26 protein-coding genes are annotated in these 26,901 nt (G+C 67.4%); 15 read left to right on the forward strand and 11 right to left on the reverse strand.

The genetic code is table 11. The features are described 5' to 3' along the window. Window positions 1-39: 39 nt before the first annotated feature. Window positions 40-744, reverse strand: a complete 705-nt coding sequence (locus AB4850_RS03035; RefSeq protein ID WP_414441133.1) for a FadR/GntR family transcriptional regulator — start codon at window positions 742-744, stop codon at window positions 40-42. Window positions 745-934: 190 nt separating this feature from the next. Here AB4850_RS03035 and AB4850_RS03040 point away from each other — a divergent pair, with 190 nt between their 5' ends. Further along, window positions 935-1,177, forward strand: coding sequence for a type II toxin-antitoxin system Phd/YefM family antitoxin (locus AB4850_RS03040; RefSeq protein ID WP_414441134.1), 243 nt, complete (start codon window positions 935-937; stop codon window positions 1,175-1,177). Continuing rightward, window positions 1,155-1,454 (forward strand): type II toxin-antitoxin system RelE family toxin, encoded by a 300-nt coding sequence (locus AB4850_RS03045; protein ID WP_414441135.1) that lies wholly within the window; start codon window positions 1,155-1,157, stop codon window positions 1,452-1,454. Before AB4850_RS03040 ends, AB4850_RS03045 begins: the two co-directional genes overlap by 23 nt. Before the next feature lie 140 nt (window positions 1,455-1,594). On the opposite strand, the gene AB4850_RS03050 is transcribed toward AB4850_RS03045, so the two are convergent. Next, window positions 1,595-2,329 (reverse strand): class I SAM-dependent methyltransferase, encoded by a 735-nt coding sequence (locus AB4850_RS03050; protein ID WP_414441136.1) that lies wholly within the window; start codon window positions 2,327-2,329, stop codon window positions 1,595-1,597. A 110-nt stretch (window positions 2,330-2,439) separates the two neighbouring features. Beyond that, window positions 2,440-2,964 carry an N-acetyltransferase family protein gene (locus AB4850_RS03055; RefSeq protein WP_414441137.1) on the reverse strand — a complete coding sequence of 175 codons (525 nt, stop codon included), beginning with the start codon at window positions 2,962-2,964 and terminating at the stop codon, window positions 2,440-2,442. Between the two features lie 36 nt (window positions 2,965-3,000). Between AB4850_RS03055 and AB4850_RS03060 the strand changes: the two genes are divergently transcribed. The 6 genes from AB4850_RS03060 (at window position 3,001) to ggt (ending at window position 10,705) form a co-directional block, all read left to right on the forward strand. Then, on the forward strand, window positions 3,001-3,570 hold the full coding sequence (locus AB4850_RS03060; RefSeq protein ID WP_414441138.1) for a helix-turn-helix domain-containing protein: 570 nt from the start codon (window positions 3,001-3,003) through the stop codon (window positions 3,568-3,570). Between the two features lie 356 nt (window positions 3,571-3,926). Further along, window positions 3,927-5,003, forward strand: a complete 1,077-nt coding sequence (locus tag AB4850_RS03065; RefSeq protein ID WP_414441139.1) for an HlyD family secretion protein — start codon at window positions 3,927-3,929, stop codon at window positions 5,001-5,003. Then, window positions 5,000-6,574: a DHA2 family efflux MFS transporter permease subunit gene (locus AB4850_RS03070; protein WP_414441140.1), complete on the forward strand. Its 1,575-nt coding sequence runs from the start codon at window positions 5,000-5,002 to the stop codon at window positions 6,572-6,574. The genes AB4850_RS03065 and AB4850_RS03070 overlap by 4 nt, the downstream gene beginning before the upstream one ends. 14 nt (window positions 6,575-6,588) lie before the next feature. Further along, the gene (locus AB4850_RS03075; RefSeq protein ID WP_414441141.1) at window positions 6,589-8,163 is read left to right on the forward strand and encodes an efflux transporter outer membrane subunit; all 1,575 of its coding nucleotides are present in this window, start codon (window positions 6,589-6,591) and stop codon (window positions 8,161-8,163) included. 87 nt (window positions 8,164-8,250) lie between these two features. Further along, window positions 8,251-8,865, forward strand: coding sequence for a TetR/AcrR family transcriptional regulator (locus tag AB4850_RS03080; protein WP_414441142.1), 615 nt, complete (start codon window positions 8,251-8,253; stop codon window positions 8,863-8,865). A gap of 82 nt (window positions 8,866-8,947) precedes the next feature. Next, entirely contained in the window at window positions 8,948-10,705 is a 1,758-nt protein-coding gene (ggt, locus tag AB4850_RS03085; protein WP_414441143.1) for a gamma-glutamyltransferase, read from the forward strand. A 109-nt stretch (window positions 10,706-10,814) separates the two neighbouring features. Here the strand turns inward: ggt and AB4850_RS03090 are convergent, their stop codons facing one another. Then, window positions 10,815-11,561 carry an SDR family NAD(P)-dependent oxidoreductase gene (locus AB4850_RS03090; RefSeq protein ID WP_414441144.1) on the reverse strand — a complete coding sequence of 249 codons (747 nt, stop codon included), beginning with the start codon at window positions 11,559-11,561 and terminating at the stop codon, window positions 10,815-10,817. 232 nt (window positions 11,562-11,793) lie between these two features. On the opposite strand from AB4850_RS03090, the gene AB4850_RS03095 reads away from it, so the two are divergent. Then, window positions 11,794-12,189, forward strand: coding sequence for a tautomerase (locus AB4850_RS03095; RefSeq protein WP_414441145.1), 396 nt, complete (start codon window positions 11,794-11,796; stop codon window positions 12,187-12,189). 60 nt (window positions 12,190-12,249) lie between these two features. On the opposite strand, the gene AB4850_RS03100 is transcribed toward AB4850_RS03095, so the two are convergent. After that, window positions 12,250-13,623 (reverse strand): NAD-dependent succinate-semialdehyde dehydrogenase, encoded by a 1,374-nt coding sequence (locus AB4850_RS03100; protein WP_414441146.1) that lies wholly within the window; start codon window positions 13,621-13,623, stop codon window positions 12,250-12,252. 113 nt (window positions 13,624-13,736) lie between these two features. Further along, the gene (locus AB4850_RS03105; RefSeq protein WP_414441944.1) at window positions 13,737-14,363 is read right to left on the reverse strand and encodes a TetR/AcrR family transcriptional regulator; all 627 of its coding nucleotides are present in this window, start codon (window positions 14,361-14,363) and stop codon (window positions 13,737-13,739) included. A 196-nt stretch (window positions 14,364-14,559) separates the two neighbouring features. Here AB4850_RS03105 and AB4850_RS03110 point away from each other — a divergent pair, with 196 nt between their 5' ends. Continuing rightward, complete coding sequence (locus AB4850_RS03110; RefSeq protein WP_414441147.1) at window positions 14,560-15,066, forward strand: TlpA family protein disulfide reductase; 507 nt, start codon at window positions 14,560-14,562, stop codon at window positions 15,064-15,066. 26 nt (window positions 15,067-15,092) lie between these two features. On the opposite strand, the gene AB4850_RS03115 is transcribed toward AB4850_RS03110, so the two are convergent. The 4 genes from AB4850_RS03115 to AB4850_RS03130 form a co-directional block, all read right to left on the reverse strand. Continuing rightward, entirely contained in the window at window positions 15,093-16,040 is a 948-nt protein-coding gene (locus AB4850_RS03115; RefSeq protein WP_414441148.1) for a GlxA family transcriptional regulator, read from the reverse strand. An 81-nt stretch (window positions 16,041-16,121) separates the two neighbouring features. Further along, a complete protein-coding gene (locus AB4850_RS03120) occupies window positions 16,122-16,889 on the reverse strand; it encodes an SDR family NAD(P)-dependent oxidoreductase (protein ID WP_414441149.1) in 768 nt (255 codons plus the stop codon). 59 nt (window positions 16,890-16,948) lie between these two features. Beyond that, window positions 16,949-18,292, reverse strand: coding sequence for an MFS transporter (locus tag AB4850_RS03125; protein WP_414441150.1), 1,344 nt, complete (start codon window positions 18,290-18,292; stop codon window positions 16,949-16,951). A 71-nt stretch (window positions 18,293-18,363) separates the two neighbouring features. After that, window positions 18,364-18,735, reverse strand: coding sequence for a tautomerase family protein (locus AB4850_RS03130; RefSeq protein WP_414441151.1), 372 nt, complete (start codon window positions 18,733-18,735; stop codon window positions 18,364-18,366). A 315-nt stretch (window positions 18,736-19,050) separates the two neighbouring features. On the opposite strand from AB4850_RS03130, the gene AB4850_RS03135 reads away from it, so the two are divergent. Beyond that, entirely contained in the window at window positions 19,051-19,479 is a 429-nt protein-coding gene (locus tag AB4850_RS03135) for a MarR family winged helix-turn-helix transcriptional regulator (RefSeq protein ID WP_414441152.1), read from the forward strand. Window positions 19,480-19,777: 298 nt separating this feature from the next. Here AB4850_RS03135 and AB4850_RS03140 read toward each other — a convergent pair whose 3' ends face one another. Further along, the gene (locus AB4850_RS03140) at window positions 19,778-20,665 is read right to left on the reverse strand and encodes a LysR substrate-binding domain-containing protein (RefSeq protein WP_414441153.1); all 888 of its coding nucleotides are present in this window, start codon (window positions 20,663-20,665) and stop codon (window positions 19,778-19,780) included. Window positions 20,666-20,845: 180 nt separating this feature from the next. Here AB4850_RS03140 and AB4850_RS03145 point away from each other — a divergent pair, with 180 nt between their 5' ends. The 4 genes from AB4850_RS03145 to AB4850_RS03160 are packed head-to-tail and all read left to right on the forward strand — an operon-like array spanning window position 20,846 to window position 26,888. Next, window positions 20,846-22,291, forward strand: coding sequence for an N-acyl-D-amino-acid deacylase family protein (locus AB4850_RS03145; protein WP_414441154.1), 1,446 nt, complete (start codon window positions 20,846-20,848; stop codon window positions 22,289-22,291). Window positions 22,292-22,351: 60 nt separating this feature from the next. After that, window positions 22,352-23,623: an MFS transporter gene (locus AB4850_RS03150; protein WP_414441155.1), complete on the forward strand. Its 1,272-nt coding sequence runs from the start codon at window positions 22,352-22,354 to the stop codon at window positions 23,621-23,623. Between the two features lie 5 nt (window positions 23,624-23,628). After that, the gene (locus tag AB4850_RS03155; RefSeq protein WP_414441156.1) at window positions 23,629-25,089 is read left to right on the forward strand and encodes an aspartate/glutamate racemase family protein; all 1,461 of its coding nucleotides are present in this window, start codon (window positions 23,629-23,631) and stop codon (window positions 25,087-25,089) included. Next, window positions 25,086-26,888, forward strand: coding sequence for a methyl-accepting chemotaxis protein (locus tag AB4850_RS03160; RefSeq protein WP_414441157.1), 1,803 nt, complete (start codon window positions 25,086-25,088; stop codon window positions 26,886-26,888). The genes AB4850_RS03155 and AB4850_RS03160 overlap by 4 nt, the downstream gene beginning before the upstream one ends. The last annotated feature ends 13 nt before the right edge of the window (window positions 26,889-26,901 follow it).

A 26,901-nucleotide genomic window follows, 5' to 3' on the forward strand; every position in this document is an offset into this window, starting at 1 on the left:
TCGTGTGAACGGGAAGCGCCCGGCCTGGCCGGGCGGAAATCAGCGGATGCCGGCCTGGGCGAGACGCCGCGCGGCATTGACCAGATGGGTGCGCGCCGCGGTGCTGGCGGCCAGCGCGTCGCCGGCGCGGATCGCGTCGACGATGGCGGCGTGTTCCTCGCGCACCTGGCGCGAGAAATCCTCGCGCGTGGCTTCGTTGCGGCGCGTGACCACCACGCCGGCTTCGAGGTACTGATTCAGGAAGCTCAGGGTCTTGAGGAAATACGGGTTGCCGGTGACGGTGGCGATGGTGCGGTGGAACGCGATGTCTTCCGCCACGCCGTCGCGGCCCTCGGCCACGGCCGTGTCGATGTTCGCGAGCGCGGCGTCGATGCGGACCATGTCGGCGTCGGTGCGGCACTTGGCGGCATCGGCCGCCACCTCGGCCTCGATCGCGCGGCGCACCGCCAGCAGATGCGCGAGCGAGCCCGATTCGACCGCTTCGGCGTAATCGATGCGCAGCGGCCGGATCGCGCCGTGCTGCGAGATGAACACGCCGCTGCCCTGGCGCGGTTCCACCACGCCTTCGTTCTTCAGGCGCGAGATCGCCTCGCGGATCACCGTGCGGCTCACGCCGAACTCCTGCGCCAGCACCGATTCCGTCGGCAGCTTGCCGGTGGCGGTGAAGCTGCCGATCTCGATCTGCTTGAGCAGTTGCTGCGCGACCGTATCGCTCATCGCGCGGGACGGGATTTTTTCGAACATGGACGGACCGGGTTTGTCAGGTTATGTGGTCATCATACAAATTTTTGATTGGAGGGTGGCACTCGGGAATACCCGGGGGAATCACGGCGCGAGCTAGCGCGAACGGAGCAGGTCTTTGAGGGGGGGCTTTTAAAAGACCTATTATTTGGTCATTAACAGCGGCGGCCCAAGTTTGGCCAAAGGTACGACGATGGAAAACATACTGGCGCGCACCTCGATCGGCATCAGCGAGCTCAAGGTCAATCCGACCGCCGTCATCGAGCAGGCGGATGGCCCGGTTGCCGTGCTCAACCGAAACAAGCCGGTGGCGTATCTGATTCCGGCGGCGGAATGGGAGGTCATTTGCGAGCGGCTCGAAGATGCCGAACTGGCGCAGATCGTCCGGGCGCGTCAAGCCGAACCTTCGGTGAGTGTCCATCTTGAAGACTTATGAGCTGCGGTTTCTCGCCAGTGCGCTGAACGAGTGGACGACACTCGACACTGCGGTTCGCGCGCAATTCAGAAGGAAGCTGGCCGAGCGGCTGGATGCGCCGCATGTGCCGGCGGCGCGTTTGAGCGGCCTCGATCACTGCTACAAGATCAACTTGCCGGCGCTGGGTTACCGGCTCGCGTATCAGGTCGACGACAACGTGGTGACCGTGACGGTCGTTTCGGTCGGCAAGCGGGCGCGCAGTGCGGCGTATGTGGCGGCGCTCACCCGATTGAAGTGAGCCGGTCACGGATTCAACGAAAAGCCCTGCATTCGCGGTAATGCCGTTCAGTTGAGGCGCTTTGAGGTCGGTATTTTGCCGAAGGCGGGGGGGCTGCGGCCCACATCATTTCGTGCCGGATGACGTGAAACGCACCCCGATTACAGCGGCTTGATGAGATTCGAATATGGGCTCTGGTTCCTACAAATACTTTTGGCTTCTTGCATGAATTCTTGGTTTTTGATGAACACTGGATCGCAGGACTTCTGCCCGAAAAGGGTTAGGCAATCCGTGCATTCCTCAAGCCCCCAATTGATTTTCTCTTGAATTATCACACTGCCACCCGCGCTTTTGATCATGGCGGCGACATCCGCGGCGCTTACATCCATCCCGCGTCCGTGTGAGTTTTCAAGCCTTGCGCCCACTTCCGCCCAGTTTGAGTGGTGGATGAAAGCAACACCATCCGGTGCGAGAACCCGAAGGAGTTCTGGAACGTACTGGGCAATCACCTCGGCTTCCGCGTGCACAAGCGAATCGAATGAAAAAAGGAAGTTGACCGATCCGGACTCAACAGTCGGCAACGATACGCCATCGTTCTTTTCGAACTGCGCTGTTGTCACCATCGGAAAGCGCTTCCTGCATGCATCCACGCATTCCTGAGAGAGATCGACGCCTTGATATTCTTTGCAGGCTGTTAGTAAAAATTGGGTCCATCGCCCAAAGCCGGGGGCGATTTCAAGGATTTTGTCCGCAGGTAGAAACCCTGCGATACGAGGGTAGAGTGAACCGAGCCATTGAGCACGGCTGCCCCCCCACGTTTCGGACCACTCTTCACCTGCGCCCGTCCAATCGTACAACCCGTCCCAATAATACGAATTGAATGCAACGTTTCTCATCGACGTCTCCAGTTCTTACCGACGCCGATGTTACATCAGACCTTTCGTGCATCCTATGCGGCATTACTGCATTCGCGGGGCTTTTGATTGTGGGCGAGGCGTCGTGCGCCTCAATCGCGCGGCGAATCCGGCGTCGCCCGCCCATCCAGCGTCAACTGCATGAACGTCAGATCGAGCCACTTGCCGAACTTCATGCCCACTTGCCGCAGCGTGCCGGCGTTCTCGAAGCCGAGTTTTTCGTGCAGGCGGATCGAGCCGGTGTTGCCGGCCTCGATGCCGGCCACCATCGCGTGCTTGCCGATCGCGCGCGCGCGATCGATCAGCGCGATCATCAGCGTCTTGCCGAGGCCGTTGCCGCGCTGGTCGCCGCGCACGTAGATCGAATGCTCGACCGTGTGACGGTAGCCGTCGAACGCGCGCCAGTCGCCGAACGAGGCGTAGCCGAGCACCTGCTGCGCATCGTCCACGGCCACCAGCACCGGGTAGCCCGCGTGGCGGCGGTCGCCGAGCCAGGCGGTGCGGTTGGCGGCATCCACGGCGGTCTCGTTCCAGATCGCCGTGGTGTTCAGCACCGCGTCGTTGTAGATCGCCGTGATACCTTCGATGTCCTGCCAATCCGCGTCGCGAATTTCCATGCCAGCCTCCTTAGGCTGTCCACTAAATTAAAACGAGTGTACACCATAGTAGACGACATCGATCAACGAATCGGCGCCCGAATCCGCACCGAGCGCGAGAGCCGCGGCTGGTCGCTGACCAATCTGGCGGAGGCGTCGGGCGTGTCGCGCGCGATGATCCACAAGATCGAGCGCGGCGAGAGCAGCCCGACGGCCACCTCGCTGGCGAAGCTGGCGGGCGCGTTCAACCTGAGCATGTCGGCGTTGCTGGCGCTGGCCGAACTGGAGGAGGGGCGCTTGCTGCGGGTGGACGATCAGCCGGTGTGGGTCGATCCGCAAAGCGGCTATGTGCGCCGCCATGTGTCGCCGAAATCGGTGTCGCCGCTGAACCTCGTCGAAATCGACCTGCCGCCCGGCGCGGATATTCCAATGCCGGCCTCGGCCTATCAGCACATGCAGCAACTGATCTGGGTGCTCGACGGCACGCTGGTGTTCGTCGAGGGCGGCGAGCGCCACGAACTGCACGCCGGCGATTGCCTGGAAATCGGGCCGCCCAGCGATTGCGTGTTCCGCAACGACAGCGCCGCGAACTGCAAATACGCCGTGGTGCTGGTGCGCAAGGGCTGAACGCCGGCGGGCCTTGCCGTGCAGTGATGCGTGGCGAGACCCGCCGGTTCCCTGAAGCGCCGGGCGATCGGCCCAGCCAACTGAGCAGCGCCTTCGCGGCGGACACGCCGTTCGGCGGCGCCGCGCCCACACGCCACTGACGCCGCCCTCGGCGCCGTCCGAATTCCTCCTACGATTGAACGATCACCCGCCCCTCGGGCCGGTTTGCCATCGTGCTTGCGTATTGAATGATGTCCGTCATATCATGTTGCATGATGATCGTCATGCAATGACGGCGCCAGCCATTCGCTACCGACCGGGGCCGTGCATCTCGCGTGCACGGCCCCGGTCGGCATCCCCGATTACAGGAGTCAAGCATGCAAGACAACAACGCCGCCGCCGGCGAGGCCGCGGCACCGCGCAAGCGCCGGATCATTCCTTTCGCGATCCTGACGATTGTGCTGATCGGGGCAGCGGGCTACGGCATCTATTGGTGGTTCAGCGGGCGCTTTTACGAATCCACCGACGACGCCTACGTGGGCGGCAACGTCACGGTGATCTCGCCGCGCGTGTCGGGCTACGTGGCGCGCGTGCTGGTGGAGGACAACGCGCTGGTGCACGCCGGCCAGCCGCTGATCGAACTCGATCCGGCCGATTTCACGGCGCGGCTCGATGCGGCACAGGCCGAGGTGGACGCCGCCAAGGCCGCGCTGACGCGGCTCGACGCGCAGCACGCGCTGATCGAGGCCGACATCGCCCAGGCGCAGGCGCAGGCCGACGTCGATCAGGCCGCGCAGCAGTTCGCGAGCCGCGACGCGCAGCGCTACGCGAACCTCGCCGAATCGCATTCGGGCACGCAGCAGGATTCGCAGCGCGCGCAAACCTCGCTCGACCAGGCTCGCGCCAAGGTGCGGGCGTCGGCGGCGGCGGTCAACGCGCAGCGCCGCCAGCTCGGCGTGATCGAGGCGCAGAAGGTGGAAGCGCAGGCGCGTATCGAGCAGTCCGAAGCCGCGATGCGCAACGCCAAGTTGAATACGGGCTACACCACGCTGCTCGCGCCGGTCGACGGCTACGTGGGCAACCGCTCGGCGCATCCGGGCACGTTCGTGGCGGCCGGCACGCAACTGATGTCGCTGGTGCCGGCCAAGGGCCTGTGGGTCGATGCGAACTTCAAGGAAGACCAGATCCGCCACATGCAGCCCGGCCAGAAGGTCGAGATCGAGGCCGACGTCAACACCGGCCTGAAGATCGAAGGCCACGTGGCAAGCCTCGCGCCCGCCACCGGCTCGGTGTTCAGCGTGATTCCGGCGCAGAACGCCACCGGCAACTTCACGAAGATCGTGCAGCGCGTGCCGGTGCGCATCACGCTCGATCCGGACGTGAGCGGAGTCGGCGCGCTGCGCGCCGGCCTGTCGGTGCAGGCGAGCGTCGATACCCGCTCGGAGCATCAATGACCGCCGCCGCCCGGGACGCGGCCGCGCCGTCCGATCCGTCCGTCTTGCCGTTCGCGATCATGTGCGTCGGCATGTTCGTCGCGCTGCTCGACATTCAGGTGGTGGCCGCCTCGCTGCAGGACATCGGCGGCGGCCTGTCGGCCGGCCAGGATCAGATCGGCTGGCTGCAGACGGCCTACCTGATTGCCGAGATCATCACGATTCCGCTGTCGGGCTGGCTCACGCGCGTGTTCTCGACGCGCTGGCTGTTCGTGGCGTCGGCGATCGGCTTCACGGTGGCCAGCATGTTGTGCGGGATGGCCTGGAGCATCGGCAGCATGATCCTGTTCCGCGCGCTGCAGGGCATGCTCGGCGCGTCGATGATCCCCACCGTGTTCACCTCGTCGTTCCACTATTTCAGCGGCCCGCGGCGCGCGATGTCGGCGGCCGTGATCGGCACCATCGCCTCGGTCGCGCCCGCGCTCGGGCCGGTGATCGGCGGCTGGATCACCGACGTGATGTCGTGGCGCTGGATCTTCTACATCAACGTGGTGCCGGGCCTGCTGGTCGCGCTCGGGGTGGCGACGATGGTGGATATCGACGAGCCCGATCATTCGCTGCTCAAGGATGCCGACTACCTCGGCATCGCGCTGATGGCGGTATTTCTCGGCCTGCTCGAATACGTGCTGGAGGAAGGCTCGCGCTGGAACTGGTTCGACGATGCCGACATTCGCCACGCGGCCTGGATCTCGGGCATCGCCGGGCTGCTGTTCGTGTGGCGCAGCCTCAGCTACGACAAGCCGGTGGTGGACCTGCGCGCGTTCACGAACCGCAACTTCACGGTGGGCTGCATCCTGTCGTTCATCACCGGCATCGGCATCTTCAGCACGATCTATCTGATGCCGCTGTTCCTCGGCTACGTGCGCGGCTACTCGGCGCTGCAGACCGGCACCGTGGTGTGCGCCACCGGCCTCGGCGGCCTGCTGGGCGTGCCGGTGTACATGGTGCTCGCGCGCCGCTTCGACACGCGCCACATCCTGATGGGCGCGCTCGCGATGTTCGGCCTGTCGATGCTGAGCTTCGCGCAGGTGACGAGCGACTGGGGCGGCGATCAACTGTTCTGGCCGCAGATCATCCGCGGCATCGCGCAGGTGCCCGCGGTGGCGCCGGCCGTCACGCTCGGGCTGGGCAGCCTGCCGATGGCGCGCGTGAAGTATGCGAGCGGGCTGTTCAACATGATGCGCAACCTCGGCGGCGCGGTGGGCATCGCGATCTGCGGCGCCATTCTCAACAACCGCACCAACTTTCACTTCGAACGGATCGCCAGCACGCTGACCAGCGGCAACGCCGCCATGCAGACGCTGATCGACGGCACCCAGGCGCGCTTCGGGCAGGCGTTCGGCGACACCGCCCACGCGGCCGGCGCGACGCTGCTGCAATTGCGCGGCCTGGCCTATCGCGAGGCCTCGACGATGGCCTACGCCGACGCGTTCCTCGTGGTCGGCGTGGCGTTCGTGATCGCCGTGGCGATGGTGCCGCTGCTGCGCAAGGTGGCGCCGCCGAAGCAGCCGAGCAGCGACGCAGGACACTGAACAGGGAATCGACAATGACGCATCTCATCCGTACCGGCCGCCGCGCGCTGCCGCGCCTGCCGCTGCCGCACGCGCTGGCCCCGGCCCTGCTGGCCACCCTGTTGCTGGCGGGCTGCATGGTCGGCCCCGACTACCACCGGCCCGAGGTCGCGATGGCCGAGCGCTACCACGCGGGCGACGCGCTCGCGGCGGTGTCCGGCGACAGCACGGCCGACCTCGCGCGCTGGTGGACCGGCTTCGACGATCCGGCGCTCACGCGCATCATCGATCGCGTGCTCGCACAGAACCTCGATCTGGCCGCCGCCCAGGCGCGCGTCGTGCAGGCGCGCGCGGCGGCCGGCGAGGCGGCCACCGCCTGGCTGCCGCAGGGCAGCCTCGACGGCAGCATCGTCCACGAGCGTCAATCGCTGGTCAGCCCGCTCGGCACCATCGTCAGCCAGTCGCCCGGCTATTCGCGCAACCTCACGCTCGAACAGATCGACGCCGGCGCGAGCTGGGAACTCGACCTGGCCGGCGGCCTGCATCGCCGCGCCGAAGCGCTGCGCGACGAGGCACAGGCGGCCGAGGCGGCGCGGCTCGGCACGCGCGTGTCGATCGCCGCCGAGGCGGCCGACGCGTACTTCCGCCTGCGCAGCGCGCAGGCCGCGATCGTGCTGCTGCGCGAACAGATCGACACCGATGGTGCGCTGGTGCGCGTGACCGAGGATCGTGTCGAACAAGGCGTGGCGCTCGACCGCGACCGCGACGACGCCGAGGCGCAATTGGCCCAGGATCGCGCGCTGCTGCCGGGGCTGCTGACGCAGGCCGCGCAGCAGCGCAACCGGCTCGACGTGCTGATGGGCGACGCGCCCGGCACCGACGCCGCCGCGCTCGGCGATGCGCCGCCCGCGATGGGCGTCGCGCCCGGCCTGCCCGGCAAGCTGCGCCCGGCCGACCTGCTGCGCCGCCGCCCCGACGTGATCGCCGCCGAGCGGCGGCTCGCCTCGGCCACGGCCGGGATCGGCGCGGCGCTGTCGCAGTATTACCCGGACGTGTCGCTGTCCGGCCTGCTCGGTTTCGACCGGCTCAACAACGGCAGCCTGTTCACGGCGCGCGCGTTCGAGCCGTCGGTGCTGGCCGGCCTGCATTGGCGGCTGTTCGACTTCGGCCGCGTGGATGACGAGGTGCGGCAGGCCAAGGGCGCGCGCGCCGAGGCGTTCGCGCAGTACCGGCAGTCGATCCTGCGCGCCAGCGAGGACGTCGAGAACGTGCTCGTGGCGCTGGCCGAATCCGACGAGAACGTCGAGCAATGGCGCGCCGTGACGGGCGCCACTGGCCGCGCCGAGCAATCGGCGCAGCGCAGCTACACGCAGGGCACGGCCGCGCAGGGCGAGCTGCTGCACCGCCGACGCGCGTTGCTGGAGGCGCGCCGCGCCTGGGTGCTGGCCAGCGGCGACCGCGCCCGTGCGACGGTGGCGGCCTACCGCGCGCTCGGCGGCGGCTGGTCGCCCGATGCCCCGGACGACGCGCAGGCCGCGTCGCCGGCCCCGGCTTCAACCCCGGCGGCAAGCGTGGCTTCGGCCGCGCCGGCCCTGGCCGCGACGCCCTGAAACGGCGCGCATGCCGCCCCGTTTCGCGCGAGCGGAGGGGGCGGCGGCCATGGTATGTTGTCGCCTTAATTTTGCGAGGTGAGACGGATGCGATACAGCCCCGAGCACAAGCAGGAAAGCCGCAACCGCGTGCTGGAAGCCGCGGCCTGCGCGATCCGCGAGCAGGGTCCGGACAACGTCAGCGTGGCGGCCGTGATGGGCGAGGCCGGTCTCACGCACGGCGGGTTCTATGCGCACTTTCCGTCGAAGAACGCGCTGATCGCGGCCAGCATCGATTTCATGTTCGACCAGACGGCCGAGCGGCTCGACAAGCGCATGAACGGCAAGACGCCGCGCGACGGGCTGGTCAGCTATATCGACCACTATCTGTCCGAAGCGCATTGCCGCGCGCGCGACACCGGCTGCCCGATCGCGGCGCTCGGCTCGGACATCCCGCGCCTCGACGACGAGGCCCGCGCCGCCTTCGCGCGCGGCATGGAGCGCCAGCATCAGCGCATCGCCGCGCTGCTCGCGCAGTTGGGCTGGGACGACGCCGACGCGATGGCGCGCTCGATGCGCGCCGAACTGTTCGGCGCGCTGATGAGTGCGCGGCTGCTGGACGGCGCCGAACGCAGCGTGATTCTCGACACCTCGAAGCGCGTGCTGCTGCAGCGTTTCCATCTCGACGCGGCGCCCGATTCGGTTTCTCCCCCGACGGCGTAAGCCGCCTTCATTGGCCACACGCCGGCGCATTTCGGGGTGTGCGCCGGCCGCATTCGATCCCATCCCCTGGAGCGATCGCGACATGCGGCGACTTCTTCTGCTGGCCACCGCGTTGACGGTGTCGGTGTATGCCACGGCGCAGGCGGCCTCGCTGCCGGCCGTCGAGGCGCAACACGCGATGGTGGTGTCCTCGCAGCATCTGGCCTCCGAGATCGGCGTGCAGATTCTCAAGCAGGGCGGCAACGCCGTCGATGCGGCCGTGGCGGTGGGCTACGCGCAGGCCGTCACCAACCCGTGCTGCGGCAACATCGGCGGCGGCGGCTTCATGACGCTGCACCTGGCCGACGGCCGCGACCGCTTCATCAATTTCCGTGAGAAGGCGCCGGCCGCCGCGTCCGCCAACATGTATCTCGACGCCGACGGCAACGTGAAGCCCGGCGAAAGCCTGTACGGCTATCGCGCGGTCGGCGTGCCGGGCACGGTGGCCGGGCTGAACCTGGCCGAGCGCGAATACGGCAAGCTCACGCTCGCGCAGGTCATGGCGCCCGCCATCCGGCTCGCGCGCGACGGCTTCGTGCTGACGCGCGGCGACACCGACATCCTCGATACCAAGACCGAGCGTTTCCGCGCCGACCCGGACGCCGCGCGCATCTTCCTGCGCCCCGACGGCTCGCCGTGGCAGCCCGGCGACCGGCTGGTGCAGAAGGACCTGGCGCGCACGCTGACGCAGATCGCGCGGCACGGCGACGACGCGTTCTATCGCGGCGCGATTCCGCAGGCCGTCGAGGCCGCCGCCAAGCGCGGCAACGGCGTGATCGCCGCCGGCGATTTCGCCGCGTACCGCGCCGAGGACACCGAGCCGCTCAAGTGCAGCTATCGCGGCTACACGTTCATCTCGGCGCCGCCGCCCAGTTCGGGCGGCGTCACGCTGTGCGAGACGCTGAACATCCTCGAAGGCTACGACATGCGCGCGCTCGGCTTCCATTCGGCCGCCGCCGTGCACGTCATGACCGAGGCGATGCGCCATGCCTATCTCGACCGCAACACGCTGCTCGGCGATCCGTATTTCATCGACAACCCCATCGCGCGCCTGACCGGCAAGGATTACGCGGCCGAGCTGCGCAAGGTGATCCCGGACGACCGCGCCGCCACGTCGAAGGACGTGATCCCCGGCTTCAGCGTGCACGAGAAGCCCGAGACGACCCATTACTCGATCGTCGACGCCGACGGCAACGCGGTGTCCACTACGTACACCATCAACGGCCTGTTCGGCGCGGTGGTGATCGCGCCGGGCACCGGCTTCTTCCTCAACGACGAGATGGACGATTTCACCGTCAAGGTCGGCGTGCAGAACCTGTTCGGGCTGGTGCAGGGCACGCGCAACGCGATCGCGCCGGGCAAGCGGCCGCTGTCGTCGATGGCGCCGACGGTGGTGACCAAGGACGGCAAGGTGTTCATGGTGGTGGGTTCGCCGGGGGGCTCGCGGATCATCACGATCACGCTGGAAACCGCGCTGAACGTGATCGATTACGGGATGGCGCCGCAGGCGGCCGTCGATGCGCCGCGCATCCATCATCAATGGCTGCCCGACGAGATCGACTACGAAACGCAGGGGCTGTCGCCCGACACGCTCGCGATCCTGCGCAAGATGGGCTACAAGCTGGTCGAGCAAACCCCTTGGGGCGCGGCCGAACTGGTGCTGGTGGGGCTGCCCGGCACCGAGGCGGCGGACCGGGCCAGCTCGGGCAACGATGCGTCGGTGTCGGGGCGCGTGCGCACCGGGTTCGTGTACGGCGCGAACGATCCGCGCCGGCCGGCGGGGGCGGCGGTGGGGTATTGAGCGACGGCGCTGGCGCGCCGTTGTGTTGATCCGCTGATTGAACGGGCCGGGGCCGCTTGCATGGCGCCCCGGCCCGTTTGCGTTGTGAGGTCCGGCGCGTTCGGATCGTTCAGATTTGCGCGACGCCGCCGTCCACGAAGATTTCGCTGCCCGTCACGAAGCTGCTGCGATCCGACGCCAGGAACGCCACCACGTTCGCCACTTCGTCGTCACGGCCGGTTCTGCCGAGCGGCGCGAGTTGGGCGGCGTAGTCGAAGAACCCGCTGCGCTGCTCCTCGCTGAGGCCCGTCTTGTCGTGGCCGGGCGTTTCGATCACGCCGGGGCTGACGACGTTGATGCGGATGTCGCGTCCCTTCAGCTCCGAGGCCCAGGTGCGCGCGAACGAGCGCACCGCCGCCTTGGTCGCGCTGTAGATGCTCCAGTTGCCGAAGCCCTTGCTGCCGACGATCGACGAGGTGAGGACGATCGAGCCGCCCGGCTGCATCAACGGCAACGCTTTCTGCACGGTCCAGATCACGCCCTTGACGTTGGTGTTCAGCAGCGCGTCGATATGTTCGTCGGTCAGGCTGCCGAGCGGCGCGAACGCCGCGAAGCCGGCGTTCGCGAACACGATGTCGAGGCGCCCGTGCCGCGCCCGGATCTGCTCGTAGAGCGCATCGACATCGGCCGGGTTCGCCACGTCGCCCTGCACCGGCGTGGCCGCGTCGCCAAGCGCCGCCGCGGCCGCCTTCAACTCGTCGAGCCGGCGGCCCGTCAGATACACATGCGCGCCTTCCGCGATCAGCGCCCGGGCCGTCGCCAGGCCAATACCCGAACTGCCGCCCGTCACGAGCGCGATTTTGCCGTCGAGAGTCATCGATGAATCTCCTTCGAGAGGTTTTGATTGAGTGCTCAAGTATATGGGTAGATATGTTGAAGGCTCAAATATTTCGTCGAAGTGCGGTCATTCGGTGTCCGAGGGCCGGGCATGGCCGGAATTCAGGGTGGATTCGTCATTGGGCGGGGCGGGTAGCGGGTGCCAGAATCGAGCCCTGGCACCCGGCCGCAGGCGCGGCCCGCCGCCCCATTTTTCTGGAGTGTTGAACGCTATGCCTTACCTGCAATTGGATGTGAACGACCACTACCCCGCGGACGTCAAGCAGCGCCTCGCGGCGGCGATGAGCGAAACCTATGCCCGCATGATGTCGGTCGATATCCGGCGCATCAGCGTCGCGATTCGCGAACTGGGCGCGGGCGGCGTCTGGCGCATCGCCGAGGCTGGCGAGGCGCCGGTGCCCGTCTCGGTGATGATGCTCGACATCCGCAAGGGCCGGCCGCCCGAGCAGCGCATGGAGGTCGCGAAGGCGCTGTGCGCGCACTGCGTGGAGATCCTCGGCGTGCCGGAAAACCGCCTCAACGTCGAATTCACCCAGCACACCGGCGACGAGATGTATCACCCGGCGCTCGGCGGCTACAGCCCCGATTGGGCGCCCGGCGAGCAGTAAGCCGAGGCAGCGCGCCCGGCGCAGCGGCGTGGCCGCCGCGCCGGGCGCGCGCTACCGGTTTCAGGCGTGCGCGACCAGCACCAGCTTCTGGTTCACGAACTCCTTGATGCCGAGTTCGGACAGCTCACGACCGTAACCGGAGCGCTTCACGCCGCCGAACGGCAGTTCGGGCGCCGTGCTGGAGAACGTGTTGATCCACACCGCGCCGGTTTCGATCCGCGCCGCCAGCGACTTGGCGCGTTCGATGTCGCGCGAGAACACCACGCCCGACAGGCCATAGTTCGAATCGTTGGCCAGCTCCACGATTTCGTCGTCGCTCTTGACCACGTAGATCTGCGCGACCGGGCCGAAGAATTCCTCGAAGTACGCGGGGTTGCTCCGGCTCACGTCGGTCAGGATGGTCGGCTCGAAGAAGTTGCCGGGCTGGTCGAGCACATGGCCACCGTAGTGGAGCGTGGCGCCGTTCGCCACGGCCGCCTCGACCTGCCTGACCAGCCCATCGCGCGCGCCGGCCGACGACAGCGGCCCGAGCGTGGTGGCCTCGTCGAACGGGTCGCCGATCTTCACGGCCTGGAACGCGGCGGTCAGCTTGCTGAGGAACGCCTGCGCCACTTCCTCGCGCACCAGGAAGCGCTTCGCGCCGATGCACTCCTGCCCGGCCACATGCAGGCGCGAGAACGTGCCGATCTCGACGGCCTTGTCGAGATCGCTGTCTTCCAGCACCACGAACACGTCGTTGCCGCCCATCTCCAGCGTGGTCTTCTTCAGATGCTTGCCGGCGGTGGCGGCGATCGAGCTGCCCGCGCCTTCCGAGCCGGTCATCGCGGCGCCTTGCACGCGCGGGTCGGCAATCAGCTTGCCGACCTGATCGGCCGTGATGAACAGGTTGGTCCAGGCCCCGGCCGGCGCGCCGGCTTCATGCACCAACGCCTCGAACACGCTGGCGCAGTGCGGCACGATGCTGGCGTGCTTGGCGACGATCGGGTTGCCGGCGGCGAAATTCGGCGCGAGCACGCGCATCAATTGATAGAACGGGAAATTCCACGGCTCGACGGCCAGCAGCACGCCCACCGGATGATGTTCGATCCAGGCGTCGCCCTGATCGGTCTGGATGGCGACCGGCGCGAGGAAGCGCTCGGCGTTATTGGCGTAATAGCGGGCGATCTGCGCCACGATCTGAACCTCGCCGCGGCTTTCGCCAATCAGCTTGCCCATTTCGGCGGTGATGATCCGGGCCAGTTCCTCGACGCGCGAGTCGATCAGGTCGGCCAGCTTGTGGAGCACCGCGACGCGCGGCTGGATCGGGCCTTTCGACCATGCCGACTTGTAGAGCCGGTGCGCGGTGGCCAGCGCCGCTTCCACATCGGCATCGGTGTGATTGGGCCAGGTCTTGATCAGTTCGTTGGTGGTGGGGTTGATGGTTTGGTAAGCCATGACATGCTCCGCTTGGGTGAATGCGCTGCAACGCGCGATTGAATTGCACAACTAACTATTAGAGGGTTTGACGAGCACGGAATGTTTTGCGCTCGATACGTCAGGCGAGCGCGCTAGGCGTGCTGACGATGCTCATGTTTTGCGACCGGCCGAAGCATTTGCCGCGTGACGGCCGCCGCGTCGTCGAACGGCGCGCGGCCGCCTGAAATCTTCGCCATCACGCTGGCGCCGAGCCAGGTCTGATAGAGCGTGCGGGCCGCTTCCGCCGGGTCGTGCACGGTGGCGAGCGAGCCGTCGGCCACGCCGGCCTCGATGGCGGCGGCCAGGCGCGCGATGAGGCGCGCGGTGCCGTCGTGGAGCGTGCGCCGCATCGCGGCCGAGAGGTCCGCCACTTCCGCGCCGAGCTTGACCACCAGGCACTTCGCATGCGGGCCGGCGGCCATCTGGCTGTCGGCCCAATGCTGCCAATAGCGCATGAGCCGTTCGCCGACGCTTGCCGCATCCGGCGCCAGCATGGCGTCGAGCGTGGCCAGCGAGGTGTCGAAGTACCGCGCCAGCAAGGCCTGACCGAAGGCCTCTTTCGAGGCGAAGTAGTGATAGAACGAGCCCTTCGGCACGCCGGCCGCATTCAGGATCTCGTTGAGGCCGACGGCGGAAAAGCCCTTGCCCGCCATGATCGCTTGCGCGGCGTCGAGAAGGGTTTGCCGGGTCGCGCCCGACGGAGTAGCCTGATTCGTCATTGCTGAGGGTTCCTGAATAGACCAGTCGCCTGGTTCGTTCGATGGAGCCATCTTCGGCTTGCGGCGCGGCGACGACAATGCCGTATCTGCAATGATTCCGGCCATGCGCCGGATGACGGAAAACATGGCGAATCCGTCATTGGGCGCGCGGCGTGCCGCGCTGATAATGAGTCGCGCGACGAACAGGGAGCAGGCGATGCGAATCAGGAAAGGGCGGGCGGCGGCGGCGTTATTCGGGCTGGCGCTGGTCGCGGCGGTGGGGCATTACGCGCTGGCGCGGCCGCACGTGCCGGATACGACGTTCACGCTGCTGTCCGGGCAGCGCGTGTCCACCTCCGCCGATCTGGGCGGCAAGGTGTTTCTCGTCAACTTCTGGGATACCGATTGCTCGACCTGCATCGAGGAGATGCCGAGCATGAAGGCCACCTACGAGCGCTTCCATCCGGCCGGGCTGGCGTTCGTGTCGGTGGCGATGCGCTACACGCCGCGGCAGTACGCGGTCAATTATGCGCAGGGCCGCCATCTGCCGTTCATGCTGGCGCTCGACGACGGCAGCCTCGCCAAGGCGTTCGGCGACGTGCAACTGACGCCCACCACGCTGGTGGTGGACCGGCGCGGCAGGATTTTGAAACGCTATGTGGGGCGGCCCGATTTCGCCGAACTGGACGAGGTGGTCGGGCGGGCGCTGAAAGAGCCGGCCTGACGCGAACCGTCAGCAATCCGTATCGATCAGACCGGCTGCAACGCGCCGCCCGATGCGCGCTGGATGGTTTGCGGGGCCTGCCCGAACGCGCGCAGAAACGCCTGGCGCATCCGTTCGCGATCGCCGAAGCCGGTTTCGCGCGCGATGATCTCGATCGGGTGACGCGTGGTTTCCATCATCAGGCGCGCGGCTTCCACGCGCAGGCGTTCGACCGCCTTGGCCGGCGATTGCCCGGTTTCCTCGCGAAACACGCGGCTGAACTGGCGCGGGCTCAGGTTGGCGGCTTCGGCCAGGCGTTCGACGGACAGGTCGCCGTTCAGGTTTTCGCGCGCGAACGCCAGCGCCATCTGCACGCGGTCGGAGCGCGCATCGAGTTCGAGCAGCGCCGAGAACTGCGATTGGCCGCCGCCACGGCGCTGATACAGCACCAGCTTGCGCGCCACCATGCGCGCGGTTTCCAGGCCCAGGTCGCTCTCGACGATGGCGAGCGCGAGATCGACGCCGGCGCTCATGCCGGCCGACGTCCAGATCTGGCCGTCGACGACGAAGATGCGATCCTCGTCGAGCTGCACGTCCGGGTACTGCTTCTTGAAGTCGCGCGCATGGAACCAGTGCGTGGTCGCGCGCTTGCCTTCGAGCAAGCCGGCGGACGCCAGCACGAACGCGCCGGTGCAGATCGAGGCGATCCGGCGCGAATGCTGCGGCGCGTGACGGATGTAGTCGCGCAGGCTTTCGGACGGCAGCCGGCACTCGTTGTCGCCGGCCACGATCAGCGTGTCGTAACCGTCGTCGGCCAGCACTTCGCTGTGCACCGCGAAGCCCTGCGACGAGACGATCGGGCCGCCTGGTTCGGACACGATGCGGAACCGGTAGGCTTCCTCGCTGTGAAGCAGGTTCGCGTATTCGAACACGCTGGCCACGGCGAGCGCGAGCGACTGAAAGTTGGGGTAGACGACGAGTCCGACGGTATGCATGGCCGAAAATAACAAGATGTCCTGAATGATTGAATCTAGCACAAAACAGCCGCGATTTCCGGCCCTGTCGCGCGCAGGGTCTTACTGCGCGGTCCACCCGCCGTCGAGCCGCAGGCTGGTGCCCGTGATCATCGCGGCGGCCGGGCTGGCAAGGTAGAGCACGGCGGCGGCCACCTCGGCGCTGTCGAGCAGGCGGCCGGCCGGAATGCGATCGAACACCCATTGGCGAAATGCTGGATCGGCGAAGAACGGCTTCGTCATCGGCGTATCCACGAAGGTGGGCGCGACCGAGTTCACGCGGATGCCGAGCGGCGCCAGCTCCACGGCGGCGGCCTTGGTCAGCCCCTCGATCGCGTGCTTGGTCATGCAGTAGACGGTGCGTCCCGGCGCGCCGACGTGGCCCATCTGCGACGAGATGTTGACGATGACGCCGCCGCGCGGCGCGTCGCCGTGCAGGCCGCCCATGCGTTGCACGGCCGCCTGCGTCGCCAGGTAGGTGGCGCGCACGTTCAGCGCGAGCATGGTGTCGAGTTGGTCGGTCGTCACGTCGCGCAGGGGCGCGGGCGAATTCGTGCCGGCGTTGTTGACGAGGATGTCGAGCGCCGGCAGCGCGGCGAACGCGCGCTGCAGTTGGTCATCGTCGAGGATGTCGCAGACGACCGGCTCGCAACGGCCGCCGGCCGCGCGAATCTCGCCGCAGGTGGCGTCGAGCGCGGCGGCGCCGCGGCTCAACAGGTGAACATGCGCACCGGCGCGCGCCAGCAGCCTGGCGATATCGGCGCCGAGGCCGCGGCCCGCGCCGGTGACGACGGCGGTTTTTCCGTTCAGGGAAAACAAGTCTTCAAGCATGAGGCTCTCGTGATGGATCGATGGGGAGGGGTTGCCGGTTCAGTCGTCAGACCGAACCGTTACAGCTTGTTCAGGTTGCCTAACGGAGTTGGCGTTGGCGTCGGCTCCGTGCCCAGCGAGCGCGCATCGCGCGCCAGCCATGCGCACACCAGCGTGATGAACGCCGCGCCCATCGCGAACAGCGCGATCGGGCCGAAATCGCCGTATTTCGCGAGCAGCGTGGTGGCGATCACCGGCGTCGGCGCACCGGCGAGCAGCGCGCCGAGCTGGAAGCCGATCGTCACGCCGCTGTAGCGCACGTCGGGGCTGAACATCTCCGCGAACCAGGCCGCCATCGGCGCGAACACGGCCGCGTGCGCGATGCTGATCACGATGACCTCGGCCAGCAGCACCAGCAGCGGGTTGCCGGTGCCGACCAGCAGGAAGAACGGGTAGGGTGCGAGCACGGCCAGCAGCGCGCCGAACACCACCACCGGTTTTCTGCCGAGCCGGTCGGACAGCGCGCCGAACAGCGGATTGGTGAGCAGTTCGAGCGCGGCCGCCAGCAGGATGGCGACCAGCACCATGCGGCGCGGCAGGCCCAGATGCCGCGTCATGTAGGACAGGCCGAAGGTCGTGAAGACGTAATAGAGGATGTTGTCCGCGAAGCGCAGGCCCGCCGACAGCACGATTGCCCGGGGAAAGCGGCGAATCGCTTCCAGGATCGGCAGGCGGGCCTGCTTGCGCGAATCGAGGATCTCGCGGAACACGGGCGGTTCCTCGATGCGCAGGCGGATCAGCAGGCCGATGACCACGAGCAGCGCGCTGCACACGAACGGAATGCGCCAGCCCCAGGCGAGGAAATCGGTTTCCGGCAAGCGGCTGACCAGTTCCATGGCGCCCGTCGCGAGGCACAGCCCGGCGGGCAGCCCCATTTGCGGAAAGCTGCCGTACAGCCCGCGCTTGCCTTGCGGCGCGTGTTCGACCGCGATCAGCGCCGCGCCGCCCCATTCGCCGCCGACCGCCAGCCCCTGCACGACGCGCAACGCGATCAGCAGGACCGGCGCGAGCATGCCGATCTGCCCGAACGATGGCACCAGCCCGATCACGGCCGTCGAGATGCCCATCGCCAGCAACGTGGCGACCAGCACGAACTTGCGCCCGATCCGGTCGCCGAGATGGCCGGCGACGATGCCGCCGAACGGGCGCGCGATGAAGCCGACCGCAAACGTGCCGAACGCGAGCAGCGTGCCCGTCAGCGGATTGTTGCCCGGGAAATACAGCGGGCCGAACACGATGGCCGACGCGATGCCGTAAAGGAAGAAGTCATACCATTCGATCGTACTGCCAATGAAACTGGCCGCGGCGATCGTCGACATTTTCGTCTTCGTGCCGTGGCCTTCAGCCGGGGTGGATGTATTCACGTTCGTCTCCTGCCTGCATGCCTGTGCAATCGATGCTTGTTGTGTGTCGTGCTCCCGCGAGCCATGCCGCCTTACGCGTAGGGCGGATCGGGCAGTTGCTGGCCGCCGCGAATGATGTATTTGGCGACGTATTCGAGCAGGCCGGTTTCGATGCGGGTTTCGGGAATGCCGGCGCACCGGCTGAAGATCGCGCTGACCTGCTTGACCAGCGACACCTTCGCTTCCTCCGAGCGCCCGGCGCGGATGTTGCACATGATCAGCGTATCGCTGCCGGGCTCGCCGCCCACGTAGCTGCTCTCGGCGGCCAGGTCGTTGAAGACGACGCTGATGATGTTGATCGGCGACAGGATCGTGTTGTGCACGGCCTGGGTGATTTCCCTGGCGATTTGCCGTTTGATGTCGACGTCCAGCCCTGCGCGTGTGGTGCAAACGATGATCGGCATGGTTTTCAAGCTCCGTGGTGAGAGAGGCGGTGATGTGTCCAACCGGTTTCAGGCTATTTTGCATACGTATGCAAAATGGGGCGATTGCGAGGGCGAGTTTCGCCACGAACCGCATTCCGGCCCGATTGGATGAGCGGCCATCTATCGAAGCGAAAATCGGCTGATCAATAGATGTACGTGCATCAGTATAGAGATCGATTCGCGAATCCGGTGTCGGTGAGAACCCTTGGTTGTACGCTTCGGATGCGTGTTTCAAGGGGTTTTCCCGCTACCATGGCGGAGCTGCACGAATCCGCACAGGGAAGGCGAGGGGACATGTTCACGGAATGCTATTGCACCCAGTTCAGGCGTTCGGCGAATGCGCTGACGCAAATCTACGACGACACGCTGCGCCCGCTCGGCCTGAAAATCACGCAGCTTTCGCTGCTGCGCGCGCTCGACCGGCTCGAAGCCGCCACCTACAACGAGATCGCCGCCGAGGTGGCGCTCGACAAGACCACCATCTCGCGCAACATCAAGTCGCTGATCGAGGCGGGCTGGGTGGTGACGTCCCCTGATGACGATGCGCGCTACAAGGTGGCGCGCTTGAGCGACGAAGGCATTCGGGTGCTGGCCGAAGCGCAGCCGTATTGGCGCGAGGCGCAGGCGCGGGTGGAGCGGGAGATCCGCAAGTACTTCAAGGGGCCGGCGAAAACCGCGCTGCTGGAGGTGCTGCAAACGCTGCAGGGCGTTGGGTCGGCGTAATCAACCCGGCGCGTCCTCAACGAAGAAACCCAGATACGAAATCGGCGCACGGATACGCCTTGGTCATGCGGCCCTGTGCATCGGCATGGCGCGACTGCGCGATCAGGTCGGCCGTTTGCGCATCCACCAGCCTGCTGGATATCGGAGACGTGACGGCCGCATTCCCGCGGTTATCCAACGGTGCGCGGGCCAAGATATTCGGTCTGTTCGAGCAGACGCTCCCGCGCATCAGACTCGCGCTGTCAGGCTCCAAAGCCATGCCCTGAGCGGCTGAACCGAAGAGAACGGGACAAGGCATTCACCCTATCTCCGTCTGCCCCAGCAACCACTCCCGAAAGATCTGCAGCGATTTCATCCCCGCCGACGCCTCCGGATACACGAGGTAATACGCCTTCGTATGGCGCCAGATATGGGTGGAGAGCGCCACCAGCCGGCCGGCCGCCACCTGGTCCGCCACCATGAACGGTGGCAGCAAGGTCACCCCGAGCCCGCCCACCGCCGCATTCAGCGCCATCGACATGATCTCGTAGCGCGGGCCCTCGTTGCCCGCCTGCGCGTCGATCCGGTCGTGCCGGAACCACGCGTCCCACGCGCCGTCGAGCGTCAGATGCTGCACCAGCGCGCTGCGCGGCGTGTGCGCCCCGAGCGTGTCGCCATGCTCGGCGATCCATGACGGCGCCGCATACGGCAGCAACTCCAGCGGCACCACGAAGTCGCTTTGCAGCCCGGGGCGGTTGCCCTCACCGAATTCGAGCGACGCGTCCACGCTCGCCAGGCCGAAATCCACCGCGCCCACTCGCGTGCGAATGTTCAGCGTGATCTCGCTGTGCTCGCGCGTGAAGGCCGGCAGCCGCGGAATCAGCCAATAGTTGCCGATCGACGAGCCCACCGACAGCGATAGCGCGCCGCCGCGCCCCTTGAGCGCCATCACGTTGACGGTGGCGCGTTCGAGGCGCATGAGCAGCGGCTCGATCTCGGCGATGTATTCGTTCCCGGCGTCGGTCAGCGTCATGGCATCGCGCCGCCGGATGAACAGCGCCACCCCGAGCCGCTCCTCGAGCATCTGGATCTGGCGGCTCACGGCGCCTTGCGTAAGGTGCAATTCGCGCGCCGCCGCGGTGAAGGAGCGCAGCCGCGCGCTCGCCTCGAAGCAGAGCAACGACTGCATGGAAGGGGCATGGAACATGGAACCGGCGCCTCGCTGACCTGCCAATCGGCATTAATAAAAATCATAGGATTGCACGATAAAAAAGGAGGTGCAGCGAGTATTTGCCCCACTGCATGAGTTTTTCTCACGCTAACCGCAAAATTAATGGTTTGTTCGCCGTTTTTGTCGAATTCATCATCGGGCCATCGAAATCCACGTATGGCAGCGAACATGTTTGATCTGGTGATTGAGAACGGCACGGTGATCGACGGCACGGGCGCGCCGCGCAAGCGCTGCGATGTGGGCGTCACGGCCGGGCGCATCGAGATGCTCGGCGATCTGCGCGATCGGCCGGCGCGGCAACGCTTCGATGCGGGCGACCGGATCGTGGCGCCCGGCTTCATCGACGTGCATACCCACGATGACCGGCTGCTGCTGGAGCCGGCCGACGGCCCGCATCCGAAGCTCTCGCAAGGCGTGACCACGGTGATCACGGGCAATTGCGGCATCAGCCTCGCGCCGCTCGTGATGCGCGATCCGCCGGCGCCGCTGAGTCTGCTCGGCGACGACGGCTGGCGCTATTCGCGCTTCGCCGATTATCTCGACGAGCTGGAAGCGGCCGAGCCGGCGCTGAACGCCGCCTGCCTGGTGGGCCACACCACGCTGCGCGCCCGGCACATGAGCGCGCTCGATCGCACCGCGAGCCGCGACGAGATCGCCGGCATGTCGCGCGACCTGGACGAGGCGCTGGAGGCGGGCGCGATCGGCATGTCCACCGGCCTCTACTATCCGCCGGCACGCGCCGCCAGCGCGCATGAAGTGATCGAGATCGGCCGCCCGCTGAGCGCGGCGAACGGGGTGCTGACCATGCACCTGCGCGACGAGAGCGATGCGATCGACGACGCGCTGCGCGAGGCGCTGCTGATCGGCCGCGAACTTGCGATCGACACCATCGTGTCTCACCACAAGATCGTCGGCCGCAACAATCACGGCCATTCCGTCGAAACGCTCGCGATGCTCGACGCGGCCGCCGCGCATCAGTCGGTGTGCTTCGACTGCTATCCGTACAACGCCTCGTCCACCATGCTGCTGCCGGCGCGCGTCAAGCAATCCGACGAGGTGCTCGTGACCTGGTCGAAAACGGACCCTTCCGTGGCCGGGCAGTCGCTGTTCGCGCTGGCCCGGGAGCGCGGCGTCGATGCCGAGACGCTGGCCGCCTCGCTTGCGCCGGCCGGCGCCGTCTACTTCGCGATGAGCGAGGACGACGTCTCGCGCATTCTCGCCCATCCGATGAGCATGATCGGCTCGGACGGCCTCGCGCACGACGCGCAGCCGCATCCGCGCCTATGGGGCACCTTCCCGCGCGTGCTCGGCCACTACACGCGCGAGCGCCGCCTGTTTTCGCTCGAAACCGCGATCCACAAGATGACCGGCCTCAGCGCGCGCCGCTTCGGCCTCGAAGGCCGCGGCACGATCGCCGCAGGCCATAGCGCCGACCTGGTGATCTTCGACGAACACCGCGTGACCGATCGCGCCACCTTCGAGCAGCCCACGCGCGTGAGCACCGGCATCGACGCGGTGTTCGTGAACGGCCGGCTCGCCTGTCGCGAGGGCGAATCGATCGACCTGCACGCGGGGCATCTGATCCGCCGCGCCGGCCACTGAGCGCCGCCACCGCACGCCACACCAGACGAACCCATTCCAACCTTTCGCCGGAGACCTTCCATGGCCCACACGACCGAATCCGACGCGACCCAGGCGTCGCGCGCCGACCGCGATCCACCCGCCGCGCAGGCATCGACGCGACATGTCTCGAGCTACTCGTTCTCCCGCAAGATGTTCCTGCTGGGCATGCTGCTGCTGTCGTGGATACTCGCCAATGCCGACCGGATCGCGATGAGCATCTCGATCGTGCCGATCACCCGCGATTTCCATCTCGATGCGCGCTCGGCGGGCCTGCTGCTGAGCGCCTTCTATGTCAGCTACGCGCTGATGCAACTGGCGGCCGGCTGGCTCGGCGACCGCTTCGGCTCGCGCCTGGTGCTGGTGTTCGCGGTGGGCTGCTGGTCGGTATTTACCGGCCTGACCGGCATCGCCACCACCTTCGCGATGCTGTTCGCGATCCGCGTGCTGTTCGGCATCGGCGAGGGCGGCTTCGTGCCGGCCAGCACCGTGACGATCGCCGAGGCGTTTCCGCACCAGGAGCGCGCCCGCGCCAAGTCGATCGTGATCGGCGCGTCCTTCATCGGCAGCGCGCTCGGTTCGAGCGCGATCGCGGCGCTGATCGACAGCCACGGCTGGCGTTTCGCGTATCACGTGTTCGGCGCGATCGGCGTGGTGGTGGCCCTGGTGTTGTGGCTCGCCATCAAGCCCGCGCCGCGCCGCAAGCGGCTGCCCGGCCAGCCCACCTTCCGCGCGTTGTTCGCCTCGCCGATGCTGCGCAAGACCATGCTGATCTTCTTCTTCAGCAATATCGTGTACGTGGCGCTGATTTCGTGGATGCCGGCCTTCCTGATCAAGACCCGCCACATCGACATCCTGCACGCGGGCCTCGCCACTTCGTTGTCCTACGTGGTTGCCTTCGCCTGCCTGAGCGCCGTGGGCTGGATGCTCGATCGCATCGGCCGCGGCCGCGAGCGCCTGTTCATGGTGGTGGGCGGCTCGATCGTCACGATCTTCCTCGCGGCGATGGCGCTGGCCGATTCGCTGCCCGTGCTGCTGCTGCTCTGGACGCTCTGCCTGGTCGGCTACACGATGGTGTACGGCACCGTGTTCGCGATCCCGCTCAAGCACATGAAGGACGAACTGGTGGGCTCGGCGGCCGGCATCATCAACTTCGGCGGCCAGGTGGCGGCGGCCATCGCGCCAGCGATGATCGGCATGCTGGTGGACCTCACGCCGGGCCATTACCTGCTCGCCTATTGCGCGCTGCTGGTCGCGGCGGTGGGCGCGGTGCTGGTGGCGCTGAGCTGGCGCGTCGAGCCGCAACGGGGGTAAGGGCGATGTCGCGACTGTCCACGCTTGGGATCGTGAGTTCCCCCGGCAGCCTGTTCGATGCCGATCTCCATGCCTTGCCGCGCGAGCTGCGTGCCGCGCGCGAGGGGCAGGGCGAGGTGCAGGTGATCGTCGAGCGCCATGCGTTCGCGCTGGCCACCGACGATGCACCGCGCGACGAGCGCGCCGTACGCGAGTGCCGCATGCTGCTCGCCTGCCAGGCGCTGGCCGAGCGCGGCGCCGGCGCGATCCTGCTGGCCGACGCCGACACGGAGCCGTCGCTCGACGCGCTGCGCGCGGAACTCGGCATGCCGGTGGCCACCATGATGTCGGTGCTGCGCGATCATCTGGCGGCCCGCATGCGCACCGGCGACCTGCTGGTGGTGGCGGCGCGCCCGCGCGTGCGGGCATCGGGCGTGTTCGAGCGCCATCTGCCGGCCGGCGTGGCGCTGCGCCATCTGCCGATGACCTCGTCGGCAGAGAACGCCGAGTGGTGGGCCGCGCTGCAGGAGGCGCGCCTGGCGGCAGGGCCTGAGGCGCCGTCGATCCCGTCGATCCCCGCCTCGCGCCTGCCGCAACGGCGCGTGGTGCTGCTCTCGCTGGTGCCGCCGTCGATGAGCGCGGCCTTCCTGGCCGCCGCGCCGGTGGACGCGGTCAGCCTCGATCTGCCGGCGATCTGGGCCGACTGGAGCCACCGCGCGCTGAGCGGCCATGCGCCGACCCCGTTCAAGCTCGGCATCGTGGGCGGTATCGGGCCCGCGGCTACCGTCGATTTCATGGGCAAGGTGCTGCGCAACACCGAGGCGCATGGCGATCAGGACCACATCAAGATGCTGGTGGAGCACAACCCGCAGATTCCCGATCGCACCGCGCATCTGGTCGATCACGCCCAGGACCCGACGCTCGCGCTGTTCGCCGCCTGCGCGCGCCTGCAGGCCGGCGGCGTCAGCGCGATCGCGCTGCCGTGCAACACGGCGCACGCGTTCATCGGCCGTATCCAGCCGTATCTCGGCATCCCGATCGTCGACATGCTGCGCGAAACCGTGGCCCATATCGTCGCGCGCTTTGGCCCGGGCTGCCGGGTGGGCCTGCTCGCCACTTCGGGCACGCTGGCGAGCCGCGTCTATCACAACGCGGCGGCCGATTATCTCGACATGCTCACGCCCACCCCGGCGGTGCAGGGCGAGGTGATGGCCGCGATCTACGGGCCGAGCGGCGTGAAGGCCGGCTTTACCACCGGCGATTGCCGCGACCGCATCGAGGCGGCGATCGCCCATCTCGCGGGGCGCGGCGCCGAGGTGGTGATCCTCGGCTGCACCGAGTTGCCGCTGCTGATCGAGGAAACCGACGCCTACCCGGTGGATGGCCGCAGCGTGACCATCATCGACCCCACCAACGTGCTGGCGCGGCGCTGCGTGCAGCTCGCCCGACCGCTTTCCCAACCGACCTTCCGCGAGTTGACGCCATGATTTCGTCGATGCGTACGCGAATCCTGCTGATCGCCGCCGGCACGGTGATCTTCTCGCTGGCCCTGACCACCGGCGTGATCTACGCGCTGGTGCGCGCCGACAATCTGCGCACCATTCGTCAGGATCTCGATGCGCTCGCCACGGCCAACGCGACGGCCATTGCCGAATGGAGCACTGCGCGCACCCTGGCGATCACGGCCACGGCCGAGGACGTCGCGACCGGCGACCCCGGCGGCCTCGTCCGGCATCTGCAGAAGGCGGCCGGCTTTTCCTTGACCACCGCGGGCTGGCGCAACAAGGCCTTCGCCTCGTCCACGCCCGACCTGCCTGCCAATTACGACGTGACCGGGCGCCCCTGGTACCAGGAAAGCATGCGCCGGCTCGTGCCGCTGATCACCGCGCCGTATCGCTCGGTGTCGGGCGTGCTGCTGGTGTCGTTTACCGCGCCGATCGTGCGCGACGGCAAGCCCGAAGGCGTGGTGGCCGGCGGCGTGTCGCTCGACACGGTGCGCAAGGTGGTGGCCGCGATCCATCCCACGCCGTCGAGCGTCGGCTTCGTGACGAGCCGCGACGGCACGGTGATCGCGCATCCGGACGATGCGCTGCTGCTCAAGCCCGCCGCGGCGCTGCTGCCGGCGCTGAGCGCCGGCGCGCTGGAGGAGCTGGCCGGTAGCGGCGAGGTCATGCAGGCGGACCGGCAGGGCCGGCCGGCGCTGGTGCGCGTGAAGCGCATCGCCGGCACCGATTGGCTGCTGGTGATCGCGCTCGACCGCGAGGAGGCGACCGCCGGCATGCGCAGCGTGGTGCAGGCCTCGATCGTGGCCGTGATCGTGCTGGCGGTGATCGCCACGCTGTTCAGCGCGTTCATGACGGGCCGCTCGTTTCGCCGCCTGTCGCAGGCGCGCGACGCGATGGACGAGATCAGCTCCGGCAACGCCGACCTGACGCGCCGCCTGCCCGTGATCGGCGACGACGAGGTGGCGCAGATCGCCGCGTCGTTCAACACCTTCGTGGAGAAGATCGCCTCGGTGCTCAAGGAAATCCGCGCCGGCAGCGAATCGCTGTCGGTGGCCACCCGCCAGATCGAATCGGGCAATCTCGATCTCTCGGGCCGCACCGAGCTGTCGGCCGCCAATCTGCATCAGACCTCCACCTCGCTCGACGAGATCACACGCGCCGTGGAAAGCTCGGCGCAGGCGTCCAACCAGGTGGCGCAGGTCGCGAAGGGCGCCAGCGAATCGGCCGCGCAGGGGCGCGAGGTGATGGCCGACGTGGTGGCCACCATGCAGGACATCCACAACGCCTCGGCCAATATCGTGCAGATCATCGGCGTGATCGACGGCATCGCGTTCCAGACCAACATCCTCGCGCTCAATGCATCGGTGGAGGCCGCCCGCGCCGGCGAGAACGGCCGCAGCTTCGCGGTGGTGGCGGGCGAGGTGCGCAGCCTCTCGCAGCGCTGCGCGCAGGCCGCGCGGCAGATCAAGGAGCTGGTCACCGCCTCCGAGGCCAGCATCCGCTCGGGCAGCACGCGCGTGCTCGATGCCGACCGCAACATGGAGCAGATCGCCACCGGCATCCAGCGCGTGGCCGGCATCGTCGGCGAGATCAATCACTCGATGCGCGAGCAGAGCGAGGGCATCGGCCAGATCAATCAGGCGGTGTCCGAGATGGAGCATTCTACCCATCAGAACGCCGCGCTGGTGCAGGAAGCGGCGGCCGCCTCGTCGACGCTGCGCAACGAGGCGTCGCGGCTCAATCAGCTGGTGGCCTCGTTCAAGCTGGAGGCGGCGCACTGAGATCGCCGCGGGC

Source organism: Burkholderia sp. 22PA0106 (assembly GCF_047497155.1).
Taxonomy (GTDB): domain Bacteria; phylum Pseudomonadota; class Gammaproteobacteria; order Burkholderiales; family Burkholderiaceae; genus Burkholderia.

Excerpts from the sequence above, each read along its gene's own strand:
- AB4850_RS03115 (WP_414441148.1), bottom strand. The coding sequence starts at position 16,040 with ATGCATACCGTCGGACTCGTCGTCTACCCCAACTTTCAGTCGCTCGCG.
- AB4850_RS03160 (WP_414441157.1), top strand. The coding sequence starts at position 25,086 with ATGATTTCGTCGATGCGTACGCGAATCCTGCTGATCGCCGCCGGCACG.
- AB4850_RS03145 (WP_414441154.1), top strand. The coding sequence starts at position 20,846 with ATGGCAGCGAACATGTTTGATCTGGTGATTGAGAACGGCACGGTGATC.
- AB4850_RS03150 (WP_414441155.1), top strand. The coding sequence starts at position 22,352 with ATGGCCCACACGACCGAATCCGACGCGACCCAGGCGTCGCGCGCCGAC.
- ggt (WP_414441143.1), top strand. The coding sequence starts at position 8,948 with ATGCGGCGACTTCTTCTGCTGGCCACCGCGTTGACGGTGTCGGTGTAT.
- AB4850_RS03075 (WP_414441141.1), top strand. The coding sequence starts at position 6,589 with ATGACGCATCTCATCCGTACCGGCCGCCGCGCGCTGCCGCGCCTGCCG.
- AB4850_RS03050 (WP_414441136.1), bottom strand. The coding sequence starts at position 2,329 with ATGAGAAACGTTGCATTCAATTCGTATTATTGGGACGGGTTGTACGAT.
- AB4850_RS03090 (WP_414441144.1), bottom strand. The coding sequence starts at position 11,561 with ATGACTCTCGACGGCAAAATCGCGCTCGTGACGGGCGGCAGTTCGGGT.
- AB4850_RS03070 (WP_414441140.1), top strand. The coding sequence starts at position 5,000 with ATGACCGCCGCCGCCCGGGACGCGGCCGCGCCGTCCGATCCGTCCGTC.
- AB4850_RS03130 (WP_414441151.1), bottom strand. The coding sequence starts at position 18,735 with ATGCCGATCATCGTTTGCACCACACGCGCAGGGCTGGACGTCGACATC.
- AB4850_RS03065 (WP_414441139.1), top strand. The coding sequence starts at position 3,927 with ATGCAAGACAACAACGCCGCCGCCGGCGAGGCCGCGGCACCGCGCAAG.
- AB4850_RS03095 (WP_414441145.1), top strand. The coding sequence starts at position 11,794 with ATGCCTTACCTGCAATTGGATGTGAACGACCACTACCCCGCGGACGTC.
- AB4850_RS03040 (WP_414441134.1), top strand. The coding sequence starts at position 935 with ATGGAAAACATACTGGCGCGCACCTCGATCGGCATCAGCGAGCTCAAG.
- AB4850_RS03110 (WP_414441147.1), top strand. The coding sequence starts at position 14,560 with ATGCGAATCAGGAAAGGGCGGGCGGCGGCGGCGTTATTCGGGCTGGCG.
- AB4850_RS03100 (WP_414441146.1), bottom strand. The coding sequence starts at position 13,623 with ATGGCTTACCAAACCATCAACCCCACCACCAACGAACTGATCAAGACC.
- AB4850_RS03080 (WP_414441142.1), top strand. The coding sequence starts at position 8,251 with ATGCGATACAGCCCCGAGCACAAGCAGGAAAGCCGCAACCGCGTGCTG.
- AB4850_RS03035 (WP_414441133.1), bottom strand. The coding sequence starts at position 744 with ATGTTCGAAAAAATCCCGTCCCGCGCGATGAGCGATACGGTCGCGCAG.
- AB4850_RS03135 (WP_414441152.1), top strand. The coding sequence starts at position 19,051 with ATGTTCACGGAATGCTATTGCACCCAGTTCAGGCGTTCGGCGAATGCG.
- AB4850_RS03105 (WP_414441944.1), bottom strand. The coding sequence starts at position 14,363 with ATGACGAATCAGGCTACTCCGTCGGGCGCGACCCGGCAAACCCTTCTC.
- AB4850_RS03120 (WP_414441149.1), bottom strand. The coding sequence starts at position 16,889 with ATGCTTGAAGACTTGTTTTCCCTGAACGGAAAAACCGCCGTCGTCACC.
- AB4850_RS03140 (WP_414441153.1), bottom strand. The coding sequence starts at position 20,665 with ATGTTCCATGCCCCTTCCATGCAGTCGTTGCTCTGCTTCGAGGCGAGC.
- AB4850_RS03155 (WP_414441156.1), top strand. The coding sequence starts at position 23,629 with ATGTCGCGACTGTCCACGCTTGGGATCGTGAGTTCCCCCGGCAGCCTG.
- AB4850_RS03055 (WP_414441137.1), bottom strand. The coding sequence starts at position 2,964 with ATGGAAATTCGCGACGCGGATTGGCAGGACATCGAAGGTATCACGGCG.